The sequence below is a fragment of the Kocuria sp. MNB10 genome (assembly GCF_054073685.1).
Genome location: NZ_CM133411.1, coordinates 229,124 through 251,370, shown reverse-complemented (window position 1 = coordinate 251,370; position 22,247 = coordinate 229,124). Strand labels below are relative to the sequence as shown.

At 65.7% G+C, this 22,247-nt stretch carries 16 protein-coding genes, 1 tRNA gene and 1 pseudogene; 9 read left to right on the top strand and 9 right to left on the bottom strand.

From position 1 onward, the window contains the following. Window positions 1-1,545 carry a ribosome biogenesis GTPase Der gene (der, locus tag ACW9PK_RS01080; RefSeq protein WP_457016264.1) on the top strand — a complete coding sequence of 515 codons (1,545 nt, stop codon included), beginning with the start codon at window positions 1-3 and terminating at the stop codon, window positions 1,543-1,545. A gap of 216 nt (window positions 1,546-1,761) precedes the next feature. Beyond that, a tRNA-Pro gene (locus tag ACW9PK_RS01075) sits at window positions 1,762-1,835 on the top strand. Window positions 1,836-2,069: 234 nt separating this feature from the next. On the opposite strand, the gene ACW9PK_RS01070 is transcribed toward ACW9PK_RS01075, so the two are convergent. Further along, on the bottom strand, window positions 2,070-3,134 hold the full coding sequence (locus ACW9PK_RS01070; RefSeq protein WP_457016263.1) for a tyrosine-type recombinase/integrase: 1,065 nt from the start codon (window positions 3,132-3,134) through the stop codon (window positions 2,070-2,072). 56 nt (window positions 3,135-3,190) lie between these two features. Between ACW9PK_RS01070 and ACW9PK_RS01065 the strand changes: the two genes are divergently transcribed. Beyond that, entirely contained in the window at window positions 3,191-3,499 is a 309-nt protein-coding gene (locus ACW9PK_RS01065) for a transposase (RefSeq protein ID WP_457016262.1), read from the top strand. Beyond that, window positions 3,496-3,900: a hypothetical protein gene (locus tag ACW9PK_RS01060; protein ID WP_457016261.1), complete on the top strand. Its 405-nt coding sequence runs from the start codon at window positions 3,496-3,498 to the stop codon at window positions 3,898-3,900. The genes ACW9PK_RS01065 and ACW9PK_RS01060 overlap by 4 nt, the downstream gene beginning before the upstream one ends. Window positions 3,901-3,926: 26 nt before the next feature. On the opposite strand, the gene ACW9PK_RS01055 is transcribed toward ACW9PK_RS01060, so the two are convergent. Then, entirely contained in the window at window positions 3,927-5,147 is a 1,221-nt protein-coding gene (locus tag ACW9PK_RS01055; protein ID WP_413468307.1) for an IS30 family transposase, read from the bottom strand. Window positions 5,148-5,554: 407 nt separating this feature from the next. Between ACW9PK_RS01055 and ACW9PK_RS01050 the strand changes: the two are divergent. The 3 genes and pseudogenes from ACW9PK_RS01050 to ACW9PK_RS01040 form a co-directional block, all read left to right on the top strand. Then, a pseudogene (locus tag ACW9PK_RS01050) lies at window positions 5,555-6,019 on the top strand (transposase); the annotation flags it as partial. A gap of 1,524 nt (window positions 6,020-7,543) precedes the next feature. After that, entirely contained in the window at window positions 7,544-12,571 is a 5,028-nt protein-coding gene (locus tag ACW9PK_RS01045; RefSeq protein WP_457016260.1) for a hypothetical protein, read from the top strand. After that, window positions 12,492-13,196, top strand: coding sequence for a hypothetical protein (locus ACW9PK_RS01040; protein WP_270257521.1), 705 nt, complete (start codon window positions 12,492-12,494; stop codon window positions 13,194-13,196). The genes ACW9PK_RS01045 and ACW9PK_RS01040 overlap by 80 nt, the downstream gene beginning before the upstream one ends. Window positions 13,197-13,586: 390 nt before the next feature. Here ACW9PK_RS01040 and ACW9PK_RS01035 read toward each other — a convergent pair whose 3' ends face one another. After that, complete coding sequence (locus ACW9PK_RS01035) at window positions 13,587-14,354, bottom strand: hypothetical protein (RefSeq protein WP_457016259.1); 768 nt, start codon at window positions 14,352-14,354, stop codon at window positions 13,587-13,589. A gap of 281 nt (window positions 14,355-14,635) precedes the next feature. Here ACW9PK_RS01035 and ACW9PK_RS01030 point away from each other — a divergent pair, with 281 nt between their 5' ends. Both ACW9PK_RS01030 and ACW9PK_RS01025 read left to right on the top strand, forming a co-directional pair. Then, window positions 14,636-15,109 (top strand): hypothetical protein, encoded by a 474-nt coding sequence (locus ACW9PK_RS01030; protein ID WP_270450863.1) that lies wholly within the window; start codon window positions 14,636-14,638, stop codon window positions 15,107-15,109. 27 nt (window positions 15,110-15,136) lie between these two features. Then, the gene (locus tag ACW9PK_RS01025) at window positions 15,137-16,282 is read left to right on the top strand and encodes a MalY/PatB family protein (protein ID WP_457016258.1); all 1,146 of its coding nucleotides are present in this window, start codon (window positions 15,137-15,139) and stop codon (window positions 16,280-16,282) included. A gap of 94 nt (window positions 16,283-16,376) precedes the next feature. Here the strand turns inward: ACW9PK_RS01025 and ACW9PK_RS01020 are convergent, their stop codons facing one another. Genes ACW9PK_RS01020 through ACW9PK_RS00995 form a run of 6 tightly spaced genes read right to left on the bottom strand, consistent with a single transcriptional unit; the run spans window position 16,377 to window position 22,185 of the window. Then, window positions 16,377-16,754 (bottom strand): cation:proton antiporter, encoded by a 378-nt coding sequence (locus ACW9PK_RS01020; RefSeq protein WP_270240125.1) that lies wholly within the window; start codon window positions 16,752-16,754, stop codon window positions 16,377-16,379. Further along, the gene (locus tag ACW9PK_RS01015) at window positions 16,751-17,008 is read right to left on the bottom strand and encodes a monovalent cation/H+ antiporter complex subunit F (protein ID WP_035961140.1); all 258 of its coding nucleotides are present in this window, start codon (window positions 17,006-17,008) and stop codon (window positions 16,751-16,753) included. The genes ACW9PK_RS01020 and ACW9PK_RS01015 overlap by 4 nt, the downstream gene beginning before the upstream one ends. Continuing rightward, window positions 17,005-17,391, bottom strand: a complete 387-nt coding sequence (locus ACW9PK_RS01010; RefSeq protein WP_270257513.1) for a Na+/H+ antiporter subunit E — start codon at window positions 17,389-17,391, stop codon at window positions 17,005-17,007. Before ACW9PK_RS01010 ends, ACW9PK_RS01015 begins: the two co-directional genes overlap by 4 nt. Further along, window positions 17,388-18,911 (bottom strand): monovalent cation/H+ antiporter subunit D family protein, encoded by a 1,524-nt coding sequence (locus ACW9PK_RS01005; protein WP_368844503.1) that lies wholly within the window; start codon window positions 18,909-18,911, stop codon window positions 17,388-17,390. Before ACW9PK_RS01005 ends, ACW9PK_RS01010 begins: the two co-directional genes overlap by 4 nt. Further along, window positions 18,908-19,237 carry a cation:proton antiporter subunit C gene (locus tag ACW9PK_RS01000; RefSeq protein WP_270450866.1) on the bottom strand — a complete coding sequence of 110 codons (330 nt, stop codon included), beginning with the start codon at window positions 19,235-19,237 and terminating at the stop codon, window positions 18,908-18,910. The genes ACW9PK_RS01005 and ACW9PK_RS01000 overlap by 4 nt, the downstream gene beginning before the upstream one ends. Continuing rightward, a complete protein-coding gene (locus ACW9PK_RS00995) occupies window positions 19,234-22,185 on the bottom strand; it encodes a DUF4040 family protein (protein ID WP_457016257.1) in 2,952 nt (983 codons plus the stop codon). The genes ACW9PK_RS01000 and ACW9PK_RS00995 overlap by 4 nt, the downstream gene beginning before the upstream one ends. Between the last annotated feature and the right edge of the window lie 62 nt (window positions 22,186-22,247).

The window sequence follows — 22,247 nt, the reverse complement described above, 5'->3', positions numbered from 1 at the left end:
ATGAGCGCATCGGACGAGCCCACGGTGGACTCCTACGAACAGTCCGTCCTGGGCGGGGGCAACGAGGACATCTCCCAGCGCCTGGCCGCGATCGACGACGCCGAGGCCGAGGCCCGTGCGCAGGCCCTGCGCGAAGGGCTGGCCGACTACGAGCTGGACGACGAGGACGCCGCGCTGCTCGCGGACTGGGTCGACGGAGACGACGAGCGGGACGCCCGCCGCCCCGACCCCGTGGTGGCCGTGGTCGGCCGGCCCAACGTGGGCAAGTCCACACTGGTCAACCGCGTGATCGGGCGCCGCGAGGCCGTGGTCGAGGACACCCCGGGCGTCACGCGCGACCGCGTGTCCTACAAAGCGGAGTGGAACGGGAAGAACTTCACCCTGGTGGACACAGGCGGGTGGGAGCAGGACGCCAAGGGCATCCACAAGCGCGTGGCCGATCAGGCGGAGCTGGCCGTGGAGAACGCGGACGCCGTGCTGCTCGTGCTGGACGTGACCGTGGGGGTCTCCGCGACCGACGAGGCCGTGGTGTCCATGCTGCGGCGCGTGACCAAGCCGATCATCGTGGTGGCCAACAAGGCGGATTCCCCGCAGCTCGAGATCGAGGCCACCGCGCTGTGGTCCCTGGGTATGGGGGAGCCGTTCCCGGTCTCCGCGCTGCACGGCAAGGGTTCTGGCGACGCGCTGGACGCCCTCGTGGCGGCGCTGCCCGAGTACTCGGAGGTGGCCGAGGCCGAGCTCGAGGGTGGACCGCGCCGCGTGGCCCTGATCGGGCGGCCCAACGTGGGCAAGTCCTCCCTGCTGAACAAGCTCGCCGGTTCCGAGCGCGTGGTCGTGGACGAGACCGCCGGCACCACGCGTGACCCCGTGGACGAGATCGTGATGCTCGGCGGGGAACCGTGGCGGTTCATCGACACCGCCGGCATCCGCCGCCGCGTGCACCTGCAGCAGGGGGCGGACTTCTACGCGTCGCTGCGCACCCAGACCGCTCTAGAACGCGCCGAGGTGGCCGTGGTGCTGCTCGCCGTGGACGAGGTGCTCTCCGAACAGGACGTGCGCATCCTGCAAATGGCCGTGGACTCGGGCCGCGCGCTGGTGCTCGCGTTCAACAAGTGGGACACCCTGGATGACGAGCGCCGGTTCTACCTGGAACGCGAGATCGAACGGGATCTGGCCCACGTGTCCTGGGCTCCCCGGGTGAACCTCTCGGCCAAGACCGGGTGGCACAAGGACAAGCTGGTCCCGGCGCTGCACACCTCCCTGGACTCCTGGGACCGCCGCATCCCCACCGGGCGGCTCAATGCGTTCCTGGGCGAGATCGTGGCGGCCCACCCGCACCCCGTGCGCGGTGGCAAGCAGCCCCGGATCCTCTTCGGGACGCAGGTGGCCTCCCGGCCGCCCAAGTTCGTGCTGTTCACCACCGGGTTCCTGGACCCCGGTTACCGCCGGTTCATCCAGCGTCGGATCCGTGAGACCTTCGGTTTCGAGGGCACCCCGCTGGAGGTCACCATGCGGGTGCGGGAGAAGCGCCAGCGCAAGCGCTGAGTGGTTGCCCCTACTGGCTCGGTTTCCAGTCGGCGCGGGCGGCTCGCGAGTCGCCCGCGCCGATGTGAAATTCGGGCAGGGTTGGGGTAACGTAACTCGGGTGTTCGGGGCCGGAAACGGTGTCGAACACGGTCGCGGGATGTGGCGCAGCTTGGTAGCGCACTTGACTGGGGGTCAAGTGCGTTGAAGCGGCAAGATGGCTCGAAAACTAAACAACGGGATGTGGCGCAGCTTGGTAGCGCACTTGACTGGGGGTCAAGGGGTCGCAGGTTCAAATCCTGTCATCCCGACAAAAAGCCCTGGTGAGAGGAAACTTTCACCAGGGCTTCGTCGTTTCTGGATGTGGTCACTGGCTGGTCCACTCGCTCGATCTGCTCGAGCCTTCCACTGACTAAGTGGACCAATCCAGTTCGGGCTCGTCGACCGTGGGGTGCACCAATAGGTGCCCATGAGGTGGACCAGAATCCGGGCAGGCCGATGCTCCGGCCCCTTCTGGAAGGGTCGGAGCGGCAATTCAGCGGTGGTCATAGGTGGGGTCCGTCGCGGCGGGCTGGATCCCTTCTGGTGGGTGCTGCGGAGAGGAACTGGTTGGCCTGCCTGGCGGCTTCGGCGAGGTGCCGGTGGTCGGGGTGCAGGTAGCCCTTGGTGGTCTCGATCGACTGGTGCCCGAGGATCTCTTGGAGCACATGGAGCGCGATGCCGGCGTCGGCCATCCAGGTTGCTCCGGTGTGGCGGAGCCCGTGGCGGGTGAGGTTGTCGAAGCCGAGCTTTGCCACGAGGTCGTCCCAGTGGGTGGCGTCGCGGACCGTCGCTGTAGTGAGGACGCCGCCGCGCGGCCCCCGCAGGAGCGGGTCGTCGGGCTCTTTCTCAGCGGTGAGACGTTCGAGAACGGGTTCGAGAGCGTCAAGCATCGGGACCGGGCGGTCTCGGCGACCCTTGGTCTGTTTGATGACGAGACCGCCTCTGCCGGGGTAGTGCTGGCGTCTGATCCAGACGATGTGGTTGTCCCAGTCCACGTCACCTGCCCGCAGTCCTGCGACTTCGGAGCCGCGGGCTGCCAGGAGGGCGGCCAGCATGACGTGATCGGAGTAGGACTGGTGCACTTCCCCACAGGCGGCCGCGAGGTTCTGCAACGTCGGGAGATCTGGGAGCGCGTACTGTCGGAGCGCTCCGGTGGTCTGGGTGACGTGTTTGCCGAGGTTCCGGCGGGCGCGGTGCTTGGCAGGGTTGATGGAGATGATGTCGTCGCGGACCGCTTCGTCCAGGACCCGGACGAGTGGGGCGATGGAGTTCTTGATCGTCGAGGCGGAGTGCTCGGTCTCCCAGGTGTCGATGGTGCGGTCGATCATCCCGGCGGTGATCTTCGCGACTCGGATGTGCCCGAGCGCTGGCAGCACGCGAAGCCGGAGCCCGGTTTCGTATAGCTCGGCGGTGGAGGTGGGGTCGAGGCCGCGCTGCCACCTCTCGCCGATCGAGGCTGCGTAGTCGGCCAGCGTCACGGTGGTGTCGTTACCGGTTTCGGTTGCCGCCCGCATCTGCTCGAAGAACTCCTCAACTTCCTCCGCGGTTCTTACATGGGGCTGCTGCACGGATAGGTGACATCTGATCTGGCTTGCCCGTAGGGCGGCCTGGAAGGATGTGCACTATGCCTGCTCCCTACCCTCAGGAGTTCCGCGACGATGTCGTGCGTGTGGCCCGGTCCCGTGAGGATGGCGTCACGATCGCGCAGATCGCGAAGGACTTCGGCGTTCACGAGATGACGCTGCATAAATGGATCCGCCAAGCCGACATCGACGACGGCAACCGTGTCGGCAAGTCGCGCGAGGAGTCCTCCGAGCTGCGTGATGCGCGTAAGCGGATCCGGCTGCTGGAGCAGGAGAACGAGGTCTTGCGCCGCGCCGCGGCGTATCTTTCGCAGGCGAACCTGCCGGGAAAATCTTCTACCCGCTCGTGAATGAGCTCGCTGCCGACGGTATCCCCGTCGCGGTGTCCCTGCGGGTCCTGAAGCTCTCCCGCCAGCCCTACTACCGATGGCGGAAACAACAGGTCACGGAGTCTGAGCTGGTCGAGGCCTACCGGGCGAACGCGTTGTTCGACGCCCACCGCGATGATCCCGAGTTCGGGTATCGGTTCCTGGTCGGCGAAGCGGAGGCCGCTGGCCAGCGCATGTGCGAGCGGACCGCGTGGCGGATCTGCCGGGACAATCAGTGGTGGTCCGTGTTCGGCAAGAAGCGCGGCAAGAACGGGAAGCGCCCCGGGCCGCCGGTCCACGATGATCTCGTGAAGCGGGACTTCTCCGCCGATGACGTCAACGAACTCTGGCTGACCGACATTACCGAACACTGGACCGCTTGAGTTCCAGCCATCGTCGCAACACTGGTTCAACTCGCATTCAGTAAAGCGTGGAGTCGTTCGGCTGGAGTGTCCCAGTCAAGCGTCTTGCGTGGACGTTCGTTGAGGTCCTCTGCGACGCGTCGCAATTCTGCGGGCGTGTGGCGGGAGAGATCGGTGCCCTTCGGGAAGTACTGGCGTAGGAGACCGTTCGTGTTCTCGTTGCTGCCGCGCTGCCAGGGGCTGCCCGGATCACAGAAGTACACCGCCATATCGGTGGCGGTCTGGAACCCCACATGCCCCGACATCTCGGTGCCCTGGTCCCAGGTCAGCGAGCGGCGTAGCGCTGCTGGCAAATCAGCGACGGTGGTGATGAGGCCATCGCGCACGGTCTCGGCCGTGTGGTCATGTTCAAGGTGCACGAGGGTAACGAAGCGGCTTGATCGCTCGACGAGTGTTCCGATTGCTGATCGTCCCATCGTGCCGACGATGAGGTCCCCTTCCCAATGCCCAGGGATTGCACGATCCTCAGCTTCCGCGGGTCGCTCAGCGATGGAGACCATAGGGTCCACGAAGCGACTGGTTCTCTTCGCTGGATCGCGCCGTGGTTTTCGTGTTGTCCGCCCGCGTCTCATCGACGCGGCGATCTCGCGTTTCACAGCGCCGCGTCCTTGGACGTAAATCGCCTGGTAGATCGTTTCGGTGCTCACCCGCATCCCTTGATCGTCAGGGAAGTCTTTCACGAGCCGGTGACTGATCTGCTCTGGTGACCATCGTTTACGCAACTTCGCTGCCACATAGGCGCGCAAATCGCCAGCAGATTCGAGTTTGCATGCACGTCGCCTCGGCCGGCGCGCCGCCGCGATCCGGTGCGCCGCGTAAGGAAGATAGCCGACTGTCGTGGCCGTGTTGCGGGCGATCTCCCGGCTGATCGTCGACGCGCTCCGCCCCAGCGCACGCCCGATCGACCTTATCGAGTCCCCGCGGCTGCGTAGATCGTGAATACGCTCTCGTTCGATCAAACTCAGGTAGCGAGAATCGATAACAGTCTCAAGACGCGCCAGATCAACCGGGGCGCCTCTCGTATAGGCATCACGCGGGCTCTTCACATTCGCCAGTATCGCCGCCTGACGGTAGCGAACTACACGACCGTCGGGGTGAACGCGTCCGCCCGTTATCTGCTTGATGCCCTTGTCCCAATCTTGCGCAGAGCGCTTGTCCACGCCGACCCGTCTCGCAGCATCCGCCCGACTGACACCGTCGGCACGCAACCGCTCAAACCGTGCTCGTTGAGCGCGGGTGTCCTTCCCCGTGAAGATCCCCGCCTGATGCGCCCACTTGTAGCAAGTGACCCGCACGAACCCGAGCTCTTTCGCGACCTTCGACACGTTCCCCGTCGACGCCAGCAGGCGGAAGAACTCGGCCTTGTCCTCAGCCGTATAGACCCGGCTCTTCGCACGGGAAGTCGATACGCCAGCCTCATTTCGCCACCGGTAACACGACTCAACGCTCAGCCCCAGCTCAGCCGCGACAGCACGGATCGTGCCGCCACGATCAAGCCGACGGAAGAACTCGTCCCGCTCCTTCGCCTTGTACTGCACATTCTCTCTACCCCTCGGCCGAATAACCATCGCACGCACCTCTCGATCAGAGTGTTGCGACGATGGCTGGAACTCAAGCAGAAGAGGGCAAGCTCTACCTCTGCGCCATCAAGGACGTGTTCTCAGCCCGGATCGTCGGCTACTCGATCAGCGACCGTATGAAGGCGCGACTGGCGGTGAACGCCCTGGACAACGCCGCTTCCCGCCGCGGTGACGTCGCTGGCTGCATCGTCCACTCGGACCGAGGATCCCAGTTCAGGTCACGGAAGTTCGTGCACGCTCTGAACCGTCATCACCTCGTGGGCTCGATGGGGAAAGTCGGCGCTGCTGGCGACAACGCCGCGATGGAGTCCTTCTTCTCGCTGCTGCAGAAGAACGTCCTGGACCGCAAGCGCTGGCGGACCCGAGAAGAGCTCCGAATCGCGATCATCACCTGGATCGAGCGGACCTACCACCGCCGTCGCCGACAGGCCCGCCTCGGTCGATTGACCCCCATCGAATACGAGACCATCATGAACCCCGCCGTGAGCCTCGCGGCCTGACACCCCAACTGTCACCTGTTCGTGCGGCAGCCCCCGACGGCTGCCCGCCCAATAGATAAGACCTTCTCTAGGTGGGTCACTGATACGCCGCGGATCGCCTCGATCATCAGCTGTCGTGTGCGATCTAGTCGCGCAGGCTCGGTTGGTGCGGACGAGGAGATCGCACGCCACCGGTCTCTTGGCGCGTGTCGCCCGAGAGCGATGGAGAGGATGCGAGAGAATGAGTGCGTGTCGGACGGACAGTAGGTGACCTGGTCACCGGTAGGGGGTTTTCACCAGGTGATGTCACCGAATCTCCTCGTGACTCTTTGTCACCACGGCAGAGGTTGGCGCTGCTGGTTCCGCACGGAGCACTGAGGTATGGCTAGGGCGAAGAGCGCTTCCACTCGAAGCGGTTCCACTGGGACAGAACGAGTACGCGCGTCACGTGACGGTGACCGATTCCACTACACCTGGGCTGCAGCCCGCCTGCTAAAGCTCCTGAGCCCCGCGACCGATCTCCAGCAGGTATCAATCGAGGGACTCGGCTCCGCTCCTTCGGAAGCCGAGCCAGACGGTGCTGAGGTCATAGACCTTGTTGAGTTCTATGGACCTCCAGACGAAGACTTCACGTCCCTGGAAGTGCGTCAGTTCAAGCACTCGACCCTGCACCCAAACGAGAATGTCACCCTTGGCGAGGTTCGCAAGATCCTCAGCAAGTTTGCTCAGCTCGATGACACATTGCGAATGCAGTACCCGCAGGCCACGATTCGCTTCTCAATAGTCACGAACAAGCCGATTTCCTCTGACGCTGTCAATGCTGTGCGCGACTTGGCTAGTGGTCAGCCGACTGCCGTGGGGTCGTCAGCCGCCAAGCTGACGAATGCAGCGAATCTCAGCGCCGATGATGCGGCGTCTCTATGCTCACGGCTCGACCTCCGAGGCCGTGAGCCCGGGGTTACCGTTCTCCGACGCGGGCTTGACCGAGAAGTCGGCGGACTCACCGCTGACACCGACCTCCGTGTGTCCGCGTCTCTTGTTGACCTTGTCGCCTCAAGAGCGAGCACCGAGTCCAGTGGCCCAATCCGGAAGGCAGATGTTCTCACTGCTTTCGGTTGTCGGGAGGACGAGCTTGCCCCGGCGCCGTGCCAGCTTGAGACTGCACCGTTCTTTGTGCGAGACGCATATGTAGAACTCGCGGATCGGGTTCTTGGATCTTCCGGTTCGATAGTCGTAACGGCCGAGGGCGGAGCCGGGAAGAGCACGTTCGCTCGGGCGCTACCGGACCTTTTACGAGGTCGAGCCGACGTCATCATCTACGATTGCTTCGGCAATGGGTCCTACCGCAGACCAGACCGTCCGCGGCACCGTCACCGCGACGGACTAGTTCAGCTTGCTACTGAAATCGCAGGAATAGGGCTTGGTCTCCCGATAGTTCACACCGGCAACCTCGCCCCCGAGGAGTACACCAAGGCTTTCGTTCGTCGCCTCGACGCTGCGAGCGAGATTCTCGTTCAGAGTGGAACTCGCCAGCTAGTGATAGTGGTGGACGCCGCCGATAACGCCGTGATGGCTGCGGAGGACAACGCGGAATCTAGAGCATTCGTGCGGGACTTGCTGAGGCTAGACGACGCTATTCCAACGAACGTTCACATCGTGTTGACTTGTCGACCAGAGCGTGCTCATCTTCTTGAAGCTCCTGCGGGTACGGTGACGTTCGAACTACCGGCCTTCGCACTAGAAGAGACGGCGAAGGTCGTTTCAACTTCACATCCATCGGCGACGACTCTGGACGTTGCAGAGATTCACGATCGAACCGCGGGTAATCCGCGAGTCGTGTCAACGGTGCTCTCTGAAACCAAAACGATTCAAGAGGCTCTCGGTCGACTCGCGGGGTTTACGGACAGCACTTCTCCGCTTGACGCTCTCATGCAAGAGCAAGTCACCAAGGCCTTCAACAACGCTGGTAGATCGCGATCAGAACTCGAACGTGCTGCCCAGCTCCTCACGTTATTGCGTCCGAGTGTTCCGTTGGGCGTGCTTGCGGAACTTGCCGGTACGCAGGCTGCTAACGTCCGCAGTTTCATATCCGATCTAGGTCGAGGCTTGATCCTGAGCGGGCAAAGCGTCCAGTTTCTCGACGAACCGACGGAAACGTACTTCCGCACCCGGCACCGTGCCACACCTGAGGTCGCGGCCCAAGTCGCGTCTCAGCTGCGCACGCTGAGCGGCTCCTCTGCTTACGCCGCGTCTTCTCTGCCGGAGGTTCTCTGGAGCGCAAATCTCCACGACGAACTGCTCGCCCTCGTTGCCACGGACGATGCCCTGCCCTCAACGAGTGACGTCGAGCGTACCCGGGTCGAGCACTTACGCGTGGAGTTCGGTCTTCGTGCAGCTGTCCAGCTACGACGTCCGGATTCGATTGTGCAGTTGGCCATGCGCGCTGGAGCGGGTCGCGCAGGGAAGGGGCGGCAGTTCACGATCATTAGAGACAACCCTGACCTGGCGGGTTCGCGGATGGACGCCCGGGTGCTTGGTGAGCTGATCGCGTCGCGAGAGCTCCCACAAAGTTGGCCGGGCTCTACGCTCGGTGCCGAGGCGGCGATGCTTGCTCATTCCACCGGAGGTACGAGCACAGCCAGGAGCCGGTCTCGGCAAGCAGCTTCCGCCATCGCTGCCTGGGTACGCTCGCCGAGAGAGCGGTACTCGCGCGACGAGAATGTCACCCCAGAACAAGTGGCACACATCGCACTTGCGATCCTTCGAACGGATGGACCTCCTGCGGCTGTCCGATACTTGTCGGGTTGGCGCCCAGCTCGATTCGTCCTCGAATCGAGCGCGGCGCTTACGCGGATGCTCATCTCATGTGCCCCAGAGGACGACGTTTCTGGCCTGATCGTGAGTTCCACCCATCCTGCGTTACTTCTTGGCGTCTTTGGCGAGATGCAGCGCGTTGGAATGACCGTAGATGCCAGTGTCGTTGGCGGCGCGTGGACGGCACTGGAACGATTCCGTGCTCGTCTCACTGCCGAAGAATACGATCACCGGAATGCGGAAGATACCGCGCTCCGGGGCGCTTCATGGCTTTGCGCACTTGCGGTGCGTCACTCGATTGCCGACGCAACAGTAGCCGCAGAACGACTTCGCGAATGCTTGCCGCCATCGCTACCTATTGGACTTGGCGACAGACACGGCTCAGGCCGATCGGGTCTTCTCCTAGCGGTCGCGTTGCGTGCCGAACTAATGGGTGAGGTACTCGATGTCGGGCACTACCGGCCCCTTCAAGTTCCAGCGAAGCGTGGAAAGTACGATCCCGCGAAGTCCAATGACGACGATCTCAATCGCTATCTGCGCCCCGCCATCAGCTGGCTCAGCTCTTGGACAAAATACGCTCGCGGTGACCTCGATCCGCAAGCCGCGGCAGCAGTGATCGCGAGTTACCCCAAACGCCAGTCACAAGATGAGATCTGGTCAATGGCCCTCCGAATCGCCCGGCAGATCTTGCCCTTGCTCGGCTCTTCCTTCGAGGAAAAAGAGGTGACAGTCGCTTGCATTCAAGCGATTCAGACGATCTCTGCCAATGCTCCGATTGCCGGGGCGCTCGACCTGATCTCAGGGCTGCGAGGCGACGCCCGTTTCGCGTCGGCGGTCCTCGAACTCTCCAACGCGGCACGGCATGCCCTGACGAGTGCCGCTGAAACGGCCGACAGCAAGGCCGAAACGCTAGTGCGCATAGCTCGGGGAATGCACCGCTTTAGTGAGGCCGAAGCTGGAAGCTACTTCGACCACGCTGTGAAAGCTGCTAGCGGAGTGGGTGATGATGCGATTTATCGATGGGATGCAGTAGTTGCCCTCACGCGGGCAGCTGCTGGCATCGATCCCCTCGACGCATTCACCCTCGCTGAGCGCGTCGCTCGCCTCGGCGAGGCCGTGGAACCGATCGTGTATGACGGATTCAACCAACACCAGCTCGTCGCTGCACTCGCGCGGGTCTCGGGCACCAACGTTCTCCGAATTCTCGGGCAGTGGAGGGATCGCCGGTTCGGGGCGCTCGACTGGCAATTCAGGGGACTAGTTGAAGGGGATGGTGCCCTGCTTGCGGGACGGCCAGATCTCAGAATAGTTTTGGCGCCCTTCTCGACCAACTTTGGCCTGGACGCCGCGCTTCGTGAACTTGACGTATCCGGCGCCCTCAACGCAAAGGCCCTGTCTGCCGCAGATAATCTCGCAAACCGACTTGGACGCTCCCTCGATCCCGAGTTCAGGCAATCCCCACTTCCTGACCCCCTTCGTGCCAAGGACCCTGACGAGTTCAGGAGCACCACCTTGGATCTCACGCCAGACGAACAAGCAGAACGATCCGCTCAGATAGACGAATGCAAAGCGCAGATCGCGGCACTTGACCTCACTCGGACAAGCGACGTGAACGCGGCGGTTCGACTGCAGCAAGAGGCTCGTACGTACAGTGACAGTCTCTTCATCGCAGAAACTTTTTCGCGTCCAGAGCTTCAGTGGGGCCCGATCCTGGACGCCGCATTGGATTCTGATGCCCTCAGCGACTACGAGCTAGCCAAGCTCTTGAACGCGGCCCTAGCGCGTCCTCGAACGGCTCAGTCGTTCGTCGATTCGCTGAAGAATGCGGTCGGCACCTACGTTGATCGACACGGTGCCCGGTTGCTTCACCACAACTGGATGAGTTTTGACCTGCCTGCGGCGGCCGACCTCTTGGCGGTGCGCACGACCGATCTCCTCCAACGTGCCCTCGACCACCTGAATCTTGAGGAAGCGTTAACCGATGCCGACCATTGCTACATGCTCGCAGCTGGAGCTTCAGCAGTCCTCGACCCTTCCACGGCTGCGCGCGTGCTCGACGAAGCGCTCGCCGCCTTCGAGGAAGAACTCGGAATTAGTCCCAGGACAGCTTCCGGGCAGACGCCAGCAGACCCAATCGATACCGCAATAGCAAACTTCCTCTGGGCTGCACTTGGTGACCCGCGCTCAGCAGTTCGTTGGCAGGCTGCACACGCAGTGCGTACAGCTATCGAACTCGGCGTCAGCGACGTGATCATTGCGCTCGGCTCGGCAGTCACGCGGGGCGATGCAGCTGGGTACGCCGATGAACGATTCCTCTACTACCAGATGAGCGCAGCAGAGTGGTTCCTGGTCGCTGTCGAGCGAGTAGCACGCGACGACCCCTCTGCCGTCGACGCACTCATGTCCACAGTGATCGAACTAAGCGACCGCTATCCGGACCACGCCGCGATTCAACGACACTGCTCATCAGTTGCACTACTGACCACCACACCAATTGGCCGTTCTGTTGGGACAGACTGGAAGGCCAAGCTTGCAGAGCCGGTGACTCTCGAAAGCTGGCACCGCCCCACCCAGCCCGGTCCAATGATGAAGGGCGCACCACACGCTGAGCACCGATTCCATTCAGACTTCGACGAGTATGTCCTCGGAAAACTAACGAAGGCACTCGCCATCACACACCAAGAAGTGCTCGATGCGGCTAGCACGCTCATCCTCGACGAATGGGGATGGCGAGGCAAGGGCAAACGTCTAGAGGACCCGAGGCGGACCGCAGGTGTTTACGAGGACGGTGAAACCTACGGATACAAATGGGAGATTCCTAAAGCTGAGGATCTCGACTATTACCTGGAACGCCACGCGGCACTTACCACCGCCGGAAGACTCATGAGGACCGTTGCTCCGTACCGCGACCCCGACGCAGAACAGCCCGACGTCCTAGAATGGCTCGCCGACTTCGACGTCGCACGCCACGACGGGCGATGGATTACAGATCAGCGAAGCTCGATCCCTGGTTCATTGGCTACTGCCGGACCGCGAGGAAGTAGCCGGGTTCACGAATCCGAGTTTCTGACCGCCCTCAAACCTGCTGACGGATGGGTGACAGTCTGGCAATCGGCCGCTGCCACTGAGTACGACCGATCCCTGAGCATCGACATCGCATCGGCTCTGGTCACTCCCGAAGCCGCGGGCGCGCTTGTACGTGCGCTGCAAACTGCTGACGGTTACTGGAGCTTCCGAATCCCATCAGCTGACCTCGATGACGAAGACTTCCAGTTCTCCTCGCCTCCGTTCCAGCTTCAAGGTTGGGTGTCAACGCCGAATTCTGAAGGCGGCATCGACCGGCTGGACCCCCTCGCCACCGAACTCACGCCCGAGCTCCCACGCCCTTCCGAGGACATTGCGAAAATGCTCAGCATCACCTCCCGAGACGGCGGCCTCCGCTGGCAGAGCGAGGAGGCGGACGTCGTCTTGGCGTCTGAGACCTGGGCAGAGATTAGCGCCGGCCGTGAACCACACGGCCCATCAGGCCACCGGCTGCGGATCACGACCGAAGCGCTCGACCAGTTGCTGGGACGCCTCGATGCCGCGCTCATTGTGGAGGTACGCGTGAGGCGCGAAGATCGTAGCGCTCGCTATGCCGACGTCTCAGACAACGACAGTGAAGGAGGTGACGCCGATCATGGCAACGACTTCCGAGTCTTCTCCTACCAGCCAGGAACAGGATGGAACGACTTCAACGGCTGTGTTGGAACTAGGTAAGCTGCTGGCGGCTGAGCTGGAACAGACCGACACTCTCGGACGCTGGATAGCTCACTATCTTGCGGAGCGCCTGACCAGCCTTGAACAGAAGGCTGGATCTGAGAGATCTACCGCCGAGGCTGAGGTTGCCGACCTCATCCTCCGACTCTGGTCGCTTCGCCGTCAGCTTCCCGGCAGTCGGTTACCCCTCGCTGAAGTGGACGAGGTGGAGGCGGCAATCGCGAGGCTGACACCCGGACGAAGACCGTGGGCATATTTCGGCGCTTTCGCCGCTGATGCCGAGCCAAGCACAGAGGAGACCGAGACAAGCACCACTCTGAAAGCCGCACTGCTCATCGATCGACTCGCCGGCGATCTCGTCCATGGACTGATTGGCCGGGCGGCCGCACTTGCCGAGGAAGACGGCGCGGCTTGGACGAAGCAAGCGGAGAAGATCGGAGACGGGGCGCTGCGGACACTCCGTCGCATTCGCTTCGCCGACAACGGCAGCGAAGACGATGTCGAGAGTCCGGACTGGAACAGTGAGGTCACGAGGAGAGCAACAGCGCTGTCATCGGTGGTGTCGACCCTGGTCACCGCACTTGAAGCTGAGGGTTCGGAGCTTCCGGGTGAGAGCGGTGGCTGACCTTTCCGGCACCGGTCCTGCCAGCATTTGGTGGTTGCACACTGGAGGTCCGTTCTCGTCGACGAAGTGGACCAATCAAGTGACCAACAGCCTGCAAACCCTGCAATATGGGACGCGCGGAGCGCATCGCTGAAACAGGAATAGCCAGGTCAAGAAGGCTAAGAACCTGATCCTGGCACCTGGGGGTCAAGGGGTCGCAGGTTCAAATCCTGTCATCCCGACCGAGTGAACCGGCTCCGGCCAGGCAGAGATGCTTGGTCGGGGCCGGTTTTTTCGTGCGTAGTGAGGTTCACGGCCTCCACCCGAATTTCTAGTGGAGCTAAATCACTTTTCCGTGCCCGTGGCTGCTCTAACTCCACTAGGAATCACGCCCCGCCGCTCAAGGACCCCTCACGTCTCCCGCGTGAGCCGCACCCACCCGTCGGTCAGAGCGGCGCGCAGGCCCGCCTTGCGCGAGACCGCGGGCAGTGCGTGCGAAAGGCATGCCACGGCGTCGTATCCGGAGTGGTCCACGCCCGGCAGGACGTGCAGGTTCGTGTCGAAACCCGCGGCCTGGAACGCGGCGACGCCCTCCTCGGCGGCGCCCAGCGCGCTCCACTCGGGCGGGTTCGTGGCACCGTCCACGTCCTGATCGCCCACCCACCAGTGCATGGCCGTGTTGCCGATGCACGGCCGGGCCTTCTTCTTGGTGGCCACCGGCGCGTTCGCTCCGCCGCCACCGATGATCACCGCGCCGCCGTGCGTCATCCCGGGAATACCCCGGTCCAGCAGTTCGTAGGTGATGAACTCGGCGCCGCCGCTGTACCCCACGAGCCAGATGTTGCTCGCGTCCATCTGCGGGTTCCGCTCGACGATGTGCTCGTGCAGCGCCCGGAAGTACTTGCCGTTCGCCTTGCAGTCCTCCCACCACGTGTAGCCGTCGCCGGAGCCGTCCTCGTCCGGCGTGTTCACGGCCACGAACATGAGGTCCCGGGCCCGTGCTGCCACCGCGAGCCGGGCCAGATCGCCCTCGTCTGGCCAGTTGATGGACGTGTCGTCCAGGTCCCAGTAGTCCCCGTCGAAGTAGTACATGATCCCCGCGGTGCCCGAGTCCCACACGTGATACCACGAGCTCAGTCCGTTCGGCGCGGTGAAGTCCACGAAAGTTTCCGGTGCCACTGTCCCCCCCTGAGATGATCCGCCCCGATTCCCCCGGCACGGCGCGTACCCGTCCAGTATGCCGCGCACGCACGGCGGACGACGACGCCGCACCCCTCTGCTTTTATTGAGCTAAAGCGTGATTCGGTGCACCAAAGCTGCTTTTGCTGCACTAGAACATGGGGGTGGCAGGCGGGGCGGCGCAGGTCATCGGGTAAATATGCACGTCATGTACCCACTCGGGTGTGACCGTGCGGAGCTCGGCATGCTTAGGTGGGAGGACACGACGAGAGGGGTATCCCGTGACCAACGTCATCACCACGTACCTGCAGGACCACCACGCCGGATCGGCCGCGGGGGTGGATGTGTTCCGCCGCGTGGCCGAGGGCCACGGGGACCCGGAGGTGCGGGAACAGGTCGAGCGACTGGTCCCGGAGATCGCCCGCGATCAGACGTCCCTGGAGGACATCATGGCCATGGTCGGGGCCAAGCCGGCCCTGTACAAGGATCTTCCCGCGAAGGCGGGGGAGAAGCTCGCACGCCTCAAGCCGAACGAGCGGATCAAGGAACGTTCGCCGCTGTCGGACATCGAGGAACTCGAGGGCCTCGTGGCCGCCGTGCACGTCAAAGGCCTCGGGTGGCGGTTGCTCCTGGAAGTCCCGGACGAGCGGCTGGACAAGGACCTGTTGCAGAACCTCTACGAGCGCGCCCAGGATCAGGAGAAGACCCTGGAGTCGCTGCGCCTGGGCCAGGCCAAAAAGCTCACAGAGTCCTGAGTGCCGTTCGCTACCGGGAGGTGGGCCATGACGACCGCCGATGATATGCCCGCCCTGCGGCGTCGTACGAGCGCCAAGTGGCGCACGTATCCGCGGGACGTGTTGCCCATGTTCGTCGCGGAAATGGACTTCCCCACGCCGCCGGCCATCAAGGCGGCGCTGCAGAATGCGATCGAGAACAGCGACACCGGGTACGCCACCCCGACCGACCGCGGCGCCGCGGAGGCGTTCGCGGACTTCGCGGCGCAGCGGTGGGGGTGGCGCCCGGATCCGGCGCGGATCACCTACACCACGGACGTGAGTGTGGTGATCGTGGAGTCGCTGCGCCGTCTCATGGCGCCCGGCGACGGCGTGATCATCACCCCGCCCGTCTACCCGCCGTTCTTCGACCTCGTGGTCGAGGCCGGCGGGCGGGTCGTGGAGGTCCCGCTGCTCGACGACGCCGCGAGCTACCGTCTGGATCTGCCCGGCATCGACGCCGCCCTGCGCGCGGGTGCCTGCGGCGTGCTGCTGCGCAATCCCCACAACCCCGTGGGGCTCGTACATTCCCGCGAGGAGCTCGAACGGCTCTCCGAGATCGTGGCCGAGCACGACGGATTCGTGGTCAGCGACGAGATCCACGCCCCGCTCACGCATCACGGGACCAAGTTCACGCCATACCTTTCGGTGTCCGATGCCGCGCGCGAGCACGGCGTGGCCGCGGAATCGGGGAGCAAGGCGTTCAACCTGGCCGGTTTGAAGACTGCCATGTTCGTGGTGGATTCCGAGCCCATGACGCGGTGGCTCGATCAGTTGCCGGACGAGGTGTCCTACCGCACCGGCAGCTTCGGCCTGCTCGCCACGCGGGAGGGTTTCCGTGACAGCCTCGACTGGCTGGACGAGACCATCACCGTGATCCAGGACAACACCGAGCTGCTCGAGCGGGAAGTCGCGGAGAAGCTACCGGGCGTCGTCGTCCGCCGGGGACGCGCGACCTACCTCGCGTGGCTCGACATGCGCGCCCTGGGCTGGGGCGACGATCCCGCGGCGTACGCGCTCGAACACACCGAGGTGGCCCTATCGAACGGGCCCAGGTTCGGCGACGCGGGTAAGGGCTTCGCCCGGATCAACCTCGCGTGCGCACCCGAGACCATCGTGGAGGCCGTGGACCGGCTCAGCCGGGCCGTCCGCTGATCCTGGAGGGCCGCCCTCAGTCCGGAAGCGCGAGCCCCACCCCACAAAGGGACCCGCGACCCGCACGTCTTCCCGCGAGCCGGGCGGGCGGGAGTCAGTCCGCGGCCGGCTTACGCGCGGGCTCCGGGTCCCTGTCCGAGGTGGGGGAGTCCGCGGCCAGCTCGTCGAACGCGTAACGCTCCAGGGGCGTCCCCGTGAGATAAGCGGCCCGCGCGATCGCCATGGTCCCCACCGCGGACGTGATCAGGTGGATCGTGATGATGAGCACGACCTTCACCACATTGGAGACGGACGGTTGCAGCAACAGCGCCCCCGTGACCACGAACACGATGCCCAACCCACCGGCGGTGCCCACGGCCGAGACCCGCATGTAGGCGTCCCGGAAGCGGGCCACCCCGAGGGCCGCGGTGGCGAACACGAGGGCCCCGGCCACGATCAGGACGTTGCCCAGGACGGTCAGGATCTCGGTCATCGCTTCCCCCTGGTCAGAGCGCGCGCCAGGGACAGCGCGCTGAGGAATCCCACGAGCGCCGCCACGAGCACGATGTCGAAGGTGTACTCGTTGGCCACCCGCACACCGAACAGTGCGATCAGGCCTACGAACCCGAACAGCAGCAGGTCACCCGCGACCGCGCGGTCCGCCTCCGTGGGCCCGCGCAGGATCCGGAAGGCCGCCGCGAGGCAGGCCACGGCGAGGATCACGATCCCCACGGTCACACCGATCATGACGTCCCTCCCGAGCGGCGCACCGCGCGCAGCAGTCGTGTCTCCAGTTCCCGGACCTCGTCCCGCACGCTGTCGGCATCGCCCGAGTACAGCGAGTGGACGTACAGCGTGCGGAGGTCTTCCGCATCCCGACGGCGCTGCGCCGCCACGGGTGCGTCGTGCATCCCCAGCGTGAGCGTTCCGGGGGTGAGCGTGATCAGCGCGGCCAGTAGCGTCACCTCCAGGTCCGAGCGGCAGCGGGTCCGCACGCGGGCCACACCGGGGGTCGAGTTCTGCCCCGGGGTCAGGTTGTCCCGCAGTACCGCAGTGCTCGAGGAGATGATCTGCCCGGCGTACCACACCAGGAATCCCAGGACCCGGACGGGCCAGGTGAGCCAACTCATGAGTCCATCACCGCTTTCACGTAGGTCGAGGTGTCCAGCAGGCCCTCCGCGGCGGTCGTGGACACACCCATGAGCACTTCCGCGCCCAGGCCCAGCGCGAGCGTCAGGCACGCGGTGACGACGGCGGGCCCCGCCAGGGCCGCGGAGATGCGTCGCCCGCTCGCGGTGGCCACGGCGCCGTCGCCCGCGGGTGCCGGGGACTCGGGTGCGGGCGTATCCGGGGAACCCCAGAACACGCCGTTCCAGATCTTGAGCATCGACAGCAGCGTGACGAGACTGACCGCGAGCATCACGATCACCGCGATGACGTGCCCGGTGTCGACCGCCGCGAGGATGAGCGAGAACTTGGCCACGAACCCGGAGAACGGCGGCAGCCCGGCCAGGGACAGTGCAGCCACGAAGAACGCGACCGCGATCACGGGTTCGCGCTTCGCCATCCCGGACAGCGCGCCGATCCTCCCGGTCCCGTAGCGCACCTCGATCGCGCCGGTGGACAGGAACAGGGAGGCTTTTACGATCATGTGGTGCAGCAGGTAGAAGATGCCCGCGGCGAGTCCGGCCAGGGTGAACAGGGCGATCCCCAGCAGGATGTACCCGATCTGGCTGATCATGTGGAACGCCAGGATCGAGCGTGTGGTCTTCTCACCCACGGCCCCCAGCACGCCCGCGACCATCGTGAGGCAGCACAGCGCCACGCCGATCCACAGCCAATGGGTGTCGCCGTCGAAGACCACGGCGTAGATCCGGTAGATCGCGTAGATGGCCACCTTGGTGTGCAGCCCGGAGAACAGTGCGGTGATCGCGGGGGACGTGGCCGGATAGGCGACCGCGAGCCACCCGTGGATGGGGACCACCGCGGCCTTGATCGCCAGGGCGAACAAGCACACGGCGGTCGAGATCGCCACGGTGCCGTCGGTGGCCGCACGGCCGGCGAGTTCGGCCATGTTCACGGTGCCCGCGGTGCCGTAGATGAAGCCCACACCCATGAGGAAGATCGTGGAGGTGAGCAGGTTCAGGGTCACGTACAGCCGCGCACCCATGACCTGCCGCTCGGTGCCCCGGTGCCGCGCCGCGAGGACGAACAGCCCGTAGGACGGCAGCAGCATGACCTCGATGAACACGAAGAGGTTGAACAGGTCCGCGGTCAGCAGCGCGCCGTTCACCCCCGCCGTGAGCACGAGCACGAGCGGGGCGAAGTACACGGTGGCCGCCCGGCCGGAGGCGTACGCGAACCACGAGCACACCAGGGTCAGCACCCCGGTGACCGTGAGCATGAGCGCGGCGAACATGTCCGCGACGAACGGGATGGAGATCCCCACGGGCCACTGCGCCACACCGTGGGCCACGGCCCCGCCGCCGCCGGCGAAATCGGTCACGAGCCACACGGCTCCGGCGATCGCGAGCAGCATGGTCGCGAGGAGACCCACGGCGTGCAGCACGCGGCGGTCGCCCACGATCAACAACACCGCGGACACGAGCAGGGGCAGCGCGACGAACAGGGGGAGGAGGGCGCCGCTCATGAGCGCACCTCCTCGGGGTCCGCCTCGGTGTCGTCCTCCTCGTCCCGGCCGGTCACGGCCAGCACGAGCATCACGATCGTGATGGAGAACGCGATCACGATCGCCGTGAGCACGAACGCCTGGGGCAGGGGGTCCGCCACGGTGGACAGGTCCTCGGGGGCGCCGAAGGGCTCGTGGCGCCGGGCGCTGCCGCCCGCGGCCATGAGCACCACGTTGCCCGCGTGGCCCAGGAGCACGAAGCCCAGGATCACGCGCAGCATCTCGCGCTGCATGAGCAGGTACACGGCACCGAACACGAGCAGTCCGGCGATCACGGCTGCGCTCATCGGGGGGTCACCTCTCCGGTCTCGTGGGTCGGGTGCGACGAACGGGTCGTCGCGGGATTCGCGGCGGCGCCTCTGCGGGCGGCACGACGGCGTTCGCCGGCCCCGGTGCTCGTGCCCGGGGACGCGCCGGAACCGGGCGGGTCGTCCGGTCCCGCGGCACCGGGTTCGGGTTCACGGGGCAGCACCTTGGTGGTGTCCGACGGCGGCCGCCCCAGCAGGTTGAACGCGGCCAGGATCACGCCGATCACCGCGAGGTACACGCCCACGTCGAACACGAGCGCGGTGGTGAGCTCGAACCCCAGGATGCTCGGGTGCAGGGGCCGCAGGAAGGACCCGTCCAGGTACCCCAGCAGGCCCGTGACGGTTCCCACGGCCACACCGGCCCCGATCAACCACAGGTACGGCAGGCGCACGCGGGCGCGTTCGTCGGACGGCGCGGCCAGGTAGCTCAGGGTGAAGCCGGCCCCGCCCACGAGCGCGGAGATGAAACCGCCGCCGGGTTCGTAGTGTCCGCGCAACAGCAGGATCACGGACATCGCCACGATCACGGGCCCGAGCAACCGAGCGGCGGTGCGCACGAACACGGTGTTGGTCTCCGGGTCGCTCACGGGCGATTGCTCGTCGATCGGGGCGGGGTCGTCCGCGGCGGGACGGCGCCCGTGCAGCAGGGCGGCGATCGTGAGCCCGGCGACCCCCAGCACGGTCAGCTCGCCCAGGGTGTCCAGGGCACGGAAGTCCACGAGGATCGTGTTGACCAGGTTGGACCCGCCCGTCTCGTCGTAGCCGTGGGTCAGGTAGTACTCGGACGCGGGGGATACCTCGCGCCGCCCGGTCAGCATCCACACGCCCGCGGTGGTCGCCAGCCCCGCGGCGCCGGCCACGAGCAGGGCGACCACGCGGCGTCGTGCGCCCGGGGAGGAGAAGCGCGCGGGCAACCGGCGCAGCAACAGGACCATGACGCACACCGTGAGGATCTCCACGAGCAGCTGGGTCATGGCCACGTCCGTGGCGCCCAGGTCGAAGAACCACACGGTGATCGAGAAGCCCACGACCCCGGTCACCACGATCGCGGAGATCAGGCTGCGCGCGTTCATCATGGCCACCACGCCGCACGCGATCAGCAGCGCGAGCAGCCAGTCGAAGGGCTCGCTCGCCGCGATCCGCACGGGCGGCAGTTCGCTCGTGCTCCACACGGCGAGCAGGGCGACGACGCTCAGGCACACCGCGGGGATGGCCAGGTGCCGCGCGGGGGCGGGGCTGTTCGTCCACGAGCCGACGACGCCGCCGAGCCGGATCATCCCCTCGCGCGCCCGGTCCACGCCGTCCAGGGCGGAGAACGGGAAGGTGCGGGGGGCCAGGACGGCGTGCACGCGGCGTCGGGCGAGGACCAGGACCGCGCCCGTGGCGAGCACCGCGAGGGAGACGAAGAGTTCGGGGACAAGGCCGTGCCACACCGCGAGGTGCTTCTCCACGGTGGACCCGGCGGCCGCGCTCGCGCCCGCGGAGGCGAGTCCGTCCAGCAGGAACGGCGCGAGACCGAGGACGAGCCCCGCGAGGGCACCCGCGGCGGGTGCGGCCCAGAACGTGGCCGGGGCCTCGCGCACCACCGTGCCGTTGCGGCCGCCGAGCGCGCCCAGCACGAGGCGCGCGGAGTACGCGACCGTGAAGACCGAGGCGAGGGCGGCCGTGGCGGTGAGCAACCACGGGGCCCACGCGGGACCGGGCGCCTCGAGGAAGGCCGCGAGCATGGACTCCTTGCTCACGAAACCGAGCAGCAGGGGGATCCCCGCCATGGACGCGGCGGCCAGCACCATGACCGTGGCGGTCACGGGCATCCGCGGGTTCATCCGGGCGAGTTCGCGCAGGTCGCGGGTGTGCGCGCTGTGGTCGATCACGCCCACGCCCATGAACAGCGCGGACTTGAACAGCGCGTGCGCGACCGTGTGCACCACGGCGGCGGAGAGCGCGGCGGTGGTGCCCACGCCGATCATCGCGGTCAGCAGACCCAGCTGGCTCATGGTCGAGTAGGCGAGCAGTTCCTTGAGGTCGTAACGGCGCAGCGCGGCCACGGCGCCGAACACCGCGGTGACGAGACCCGCCGTCACGAGCAGGACGGTCCACGCGGGAACCCCGGAGAAGACGGGGGAGAAACGCAACAGGAGGTAGATGCCGGCCTTGACCATGGCCGCGGCGTGCAGGTAGGCGGAGACCGGGGTGATCGCGACCATCGAGTCCGGCAACCACGCCTGGAACGGGAACTGCGCGGACTTGGTGAACGCGGCGACCGCCACGAGCACGGCCACGAGCGTGGTCAGCCCGGGCTGCGCACCCCACACGTCGTGCGTCAGCACGGTGCTGATCCGGGTCGTGCCGGTGGCCACGATCATGAGCGTGACCGCGGCGAGCAGCACGAGCCCGCCTGCCACGGTCACGAGCAGCGTGCGGATCGCGGGTTCCCGGGCCCCGTCACCCGAGCGCGCGATGAGCAGGAACGAGCACAGCGTGGTGGCCTCCCACGCGACGTAGAACACCACGAGGTCGTCCGCGAGCACGAGCGCGAGCATGGCCGCCGCGAAACCCGTCATGAGCGCGTAGAACCCCGCGTGTTTCCCGTGATCCGTTCGCTCCGTGCGTTCGAGATAGCGCGTCGCGTAGCACAGCACCGCGGCCCCGATCACCAGGACCAGGAGGGAGAAGACCAGGGAGAGCCCGTCCAGGCGCAGGGCGAGCCCCACGTCCAACGACGGGATCCACGGAAGCGACTCGACCACCGCGGGGGTGGGCTCGGTGGGGGAGTGGGCGGCGTCGTCGTACCCCAGCGCGATCAGCGCCGCGGCACCGAGCAGGGGTACCGCGAGCAGCCACCCGGCGTCGCGGCCGAGTGCGCGGGTCAACAGGGGGGCGAGCGCGCACGTGAGCAGCGCGCCCGCGAGGCAGGCAAGTAGCAAGGGTCCACCTAGGTCCGGGGTGACATGAGGTCAGAGCGGGCCGGAGGACGGTATGGGCGCTC

Coding starts and splice junctions, on each gene's coding strand:
- der (WP_457016264.1), top strand. CDS start 1: ATGAGCGCATCGGACGAGCCCACGGTGGACTCCTACGAACAGTCCGTC.
- ACW9PK_RS01065 (WP_457016262.1), top strand. CDS start 3,191: ATGCCTGCTCCCTACCCTCAGGAGTTCCGCGACGATGTCGTGCGTGTG.
- ACW9PK_RS01040 (WP_270257521.1), top strand. CDS start 12,492: ATGGCAACGACTTCCGAGTCTTCTCCTACCAGCCAGGAACAGGATGGA.
- ACW9PK_RS01025 (WP_457016258.1), top strand. CDS start 15,137: ATGACGACCGCCGATGATATGCCCGCCCTGCGGCGTCGTACGAGCGCC.
- ACW9PK_RS01020 (WP_270240125.1), bottom strand. CDS start 16,754: ATGACCGAGATCCTGACCGTCCTGGGCAACGTCCTGATCGTGGCCGGG.
- ACW9PK_RS01015 (WP_035961140.1), bottom strand. CDS start 17,008: ATGATCGGTGTGACCGTGGGGATCGTGATCCTCGCCGTGGCCTGCCTC.
- ACW9PK_RS01010 (WP_270257513.1), bottom strand. CDS start 17,391: ATGAGTTGGCTCACCTGGCCCGTCCGGGTCCTGGGATTCCTGGTGTGG.
- ACW9PK_RS01005 (WP_368844503.1), bottom strand. CDS start 18,911: ATGAGCGGCGCCCTCCTCCCCCTGTTCGTCGCGCTGCCCCTGCTCGTG.
- ACW9PK_RS01000 (WP_270450866.1), bottom strand. CDS start 19,237: ATGAGCGCAGCCGTGATCGCCGGACTGCTCGTGTTCGGTGCCGTGTAC.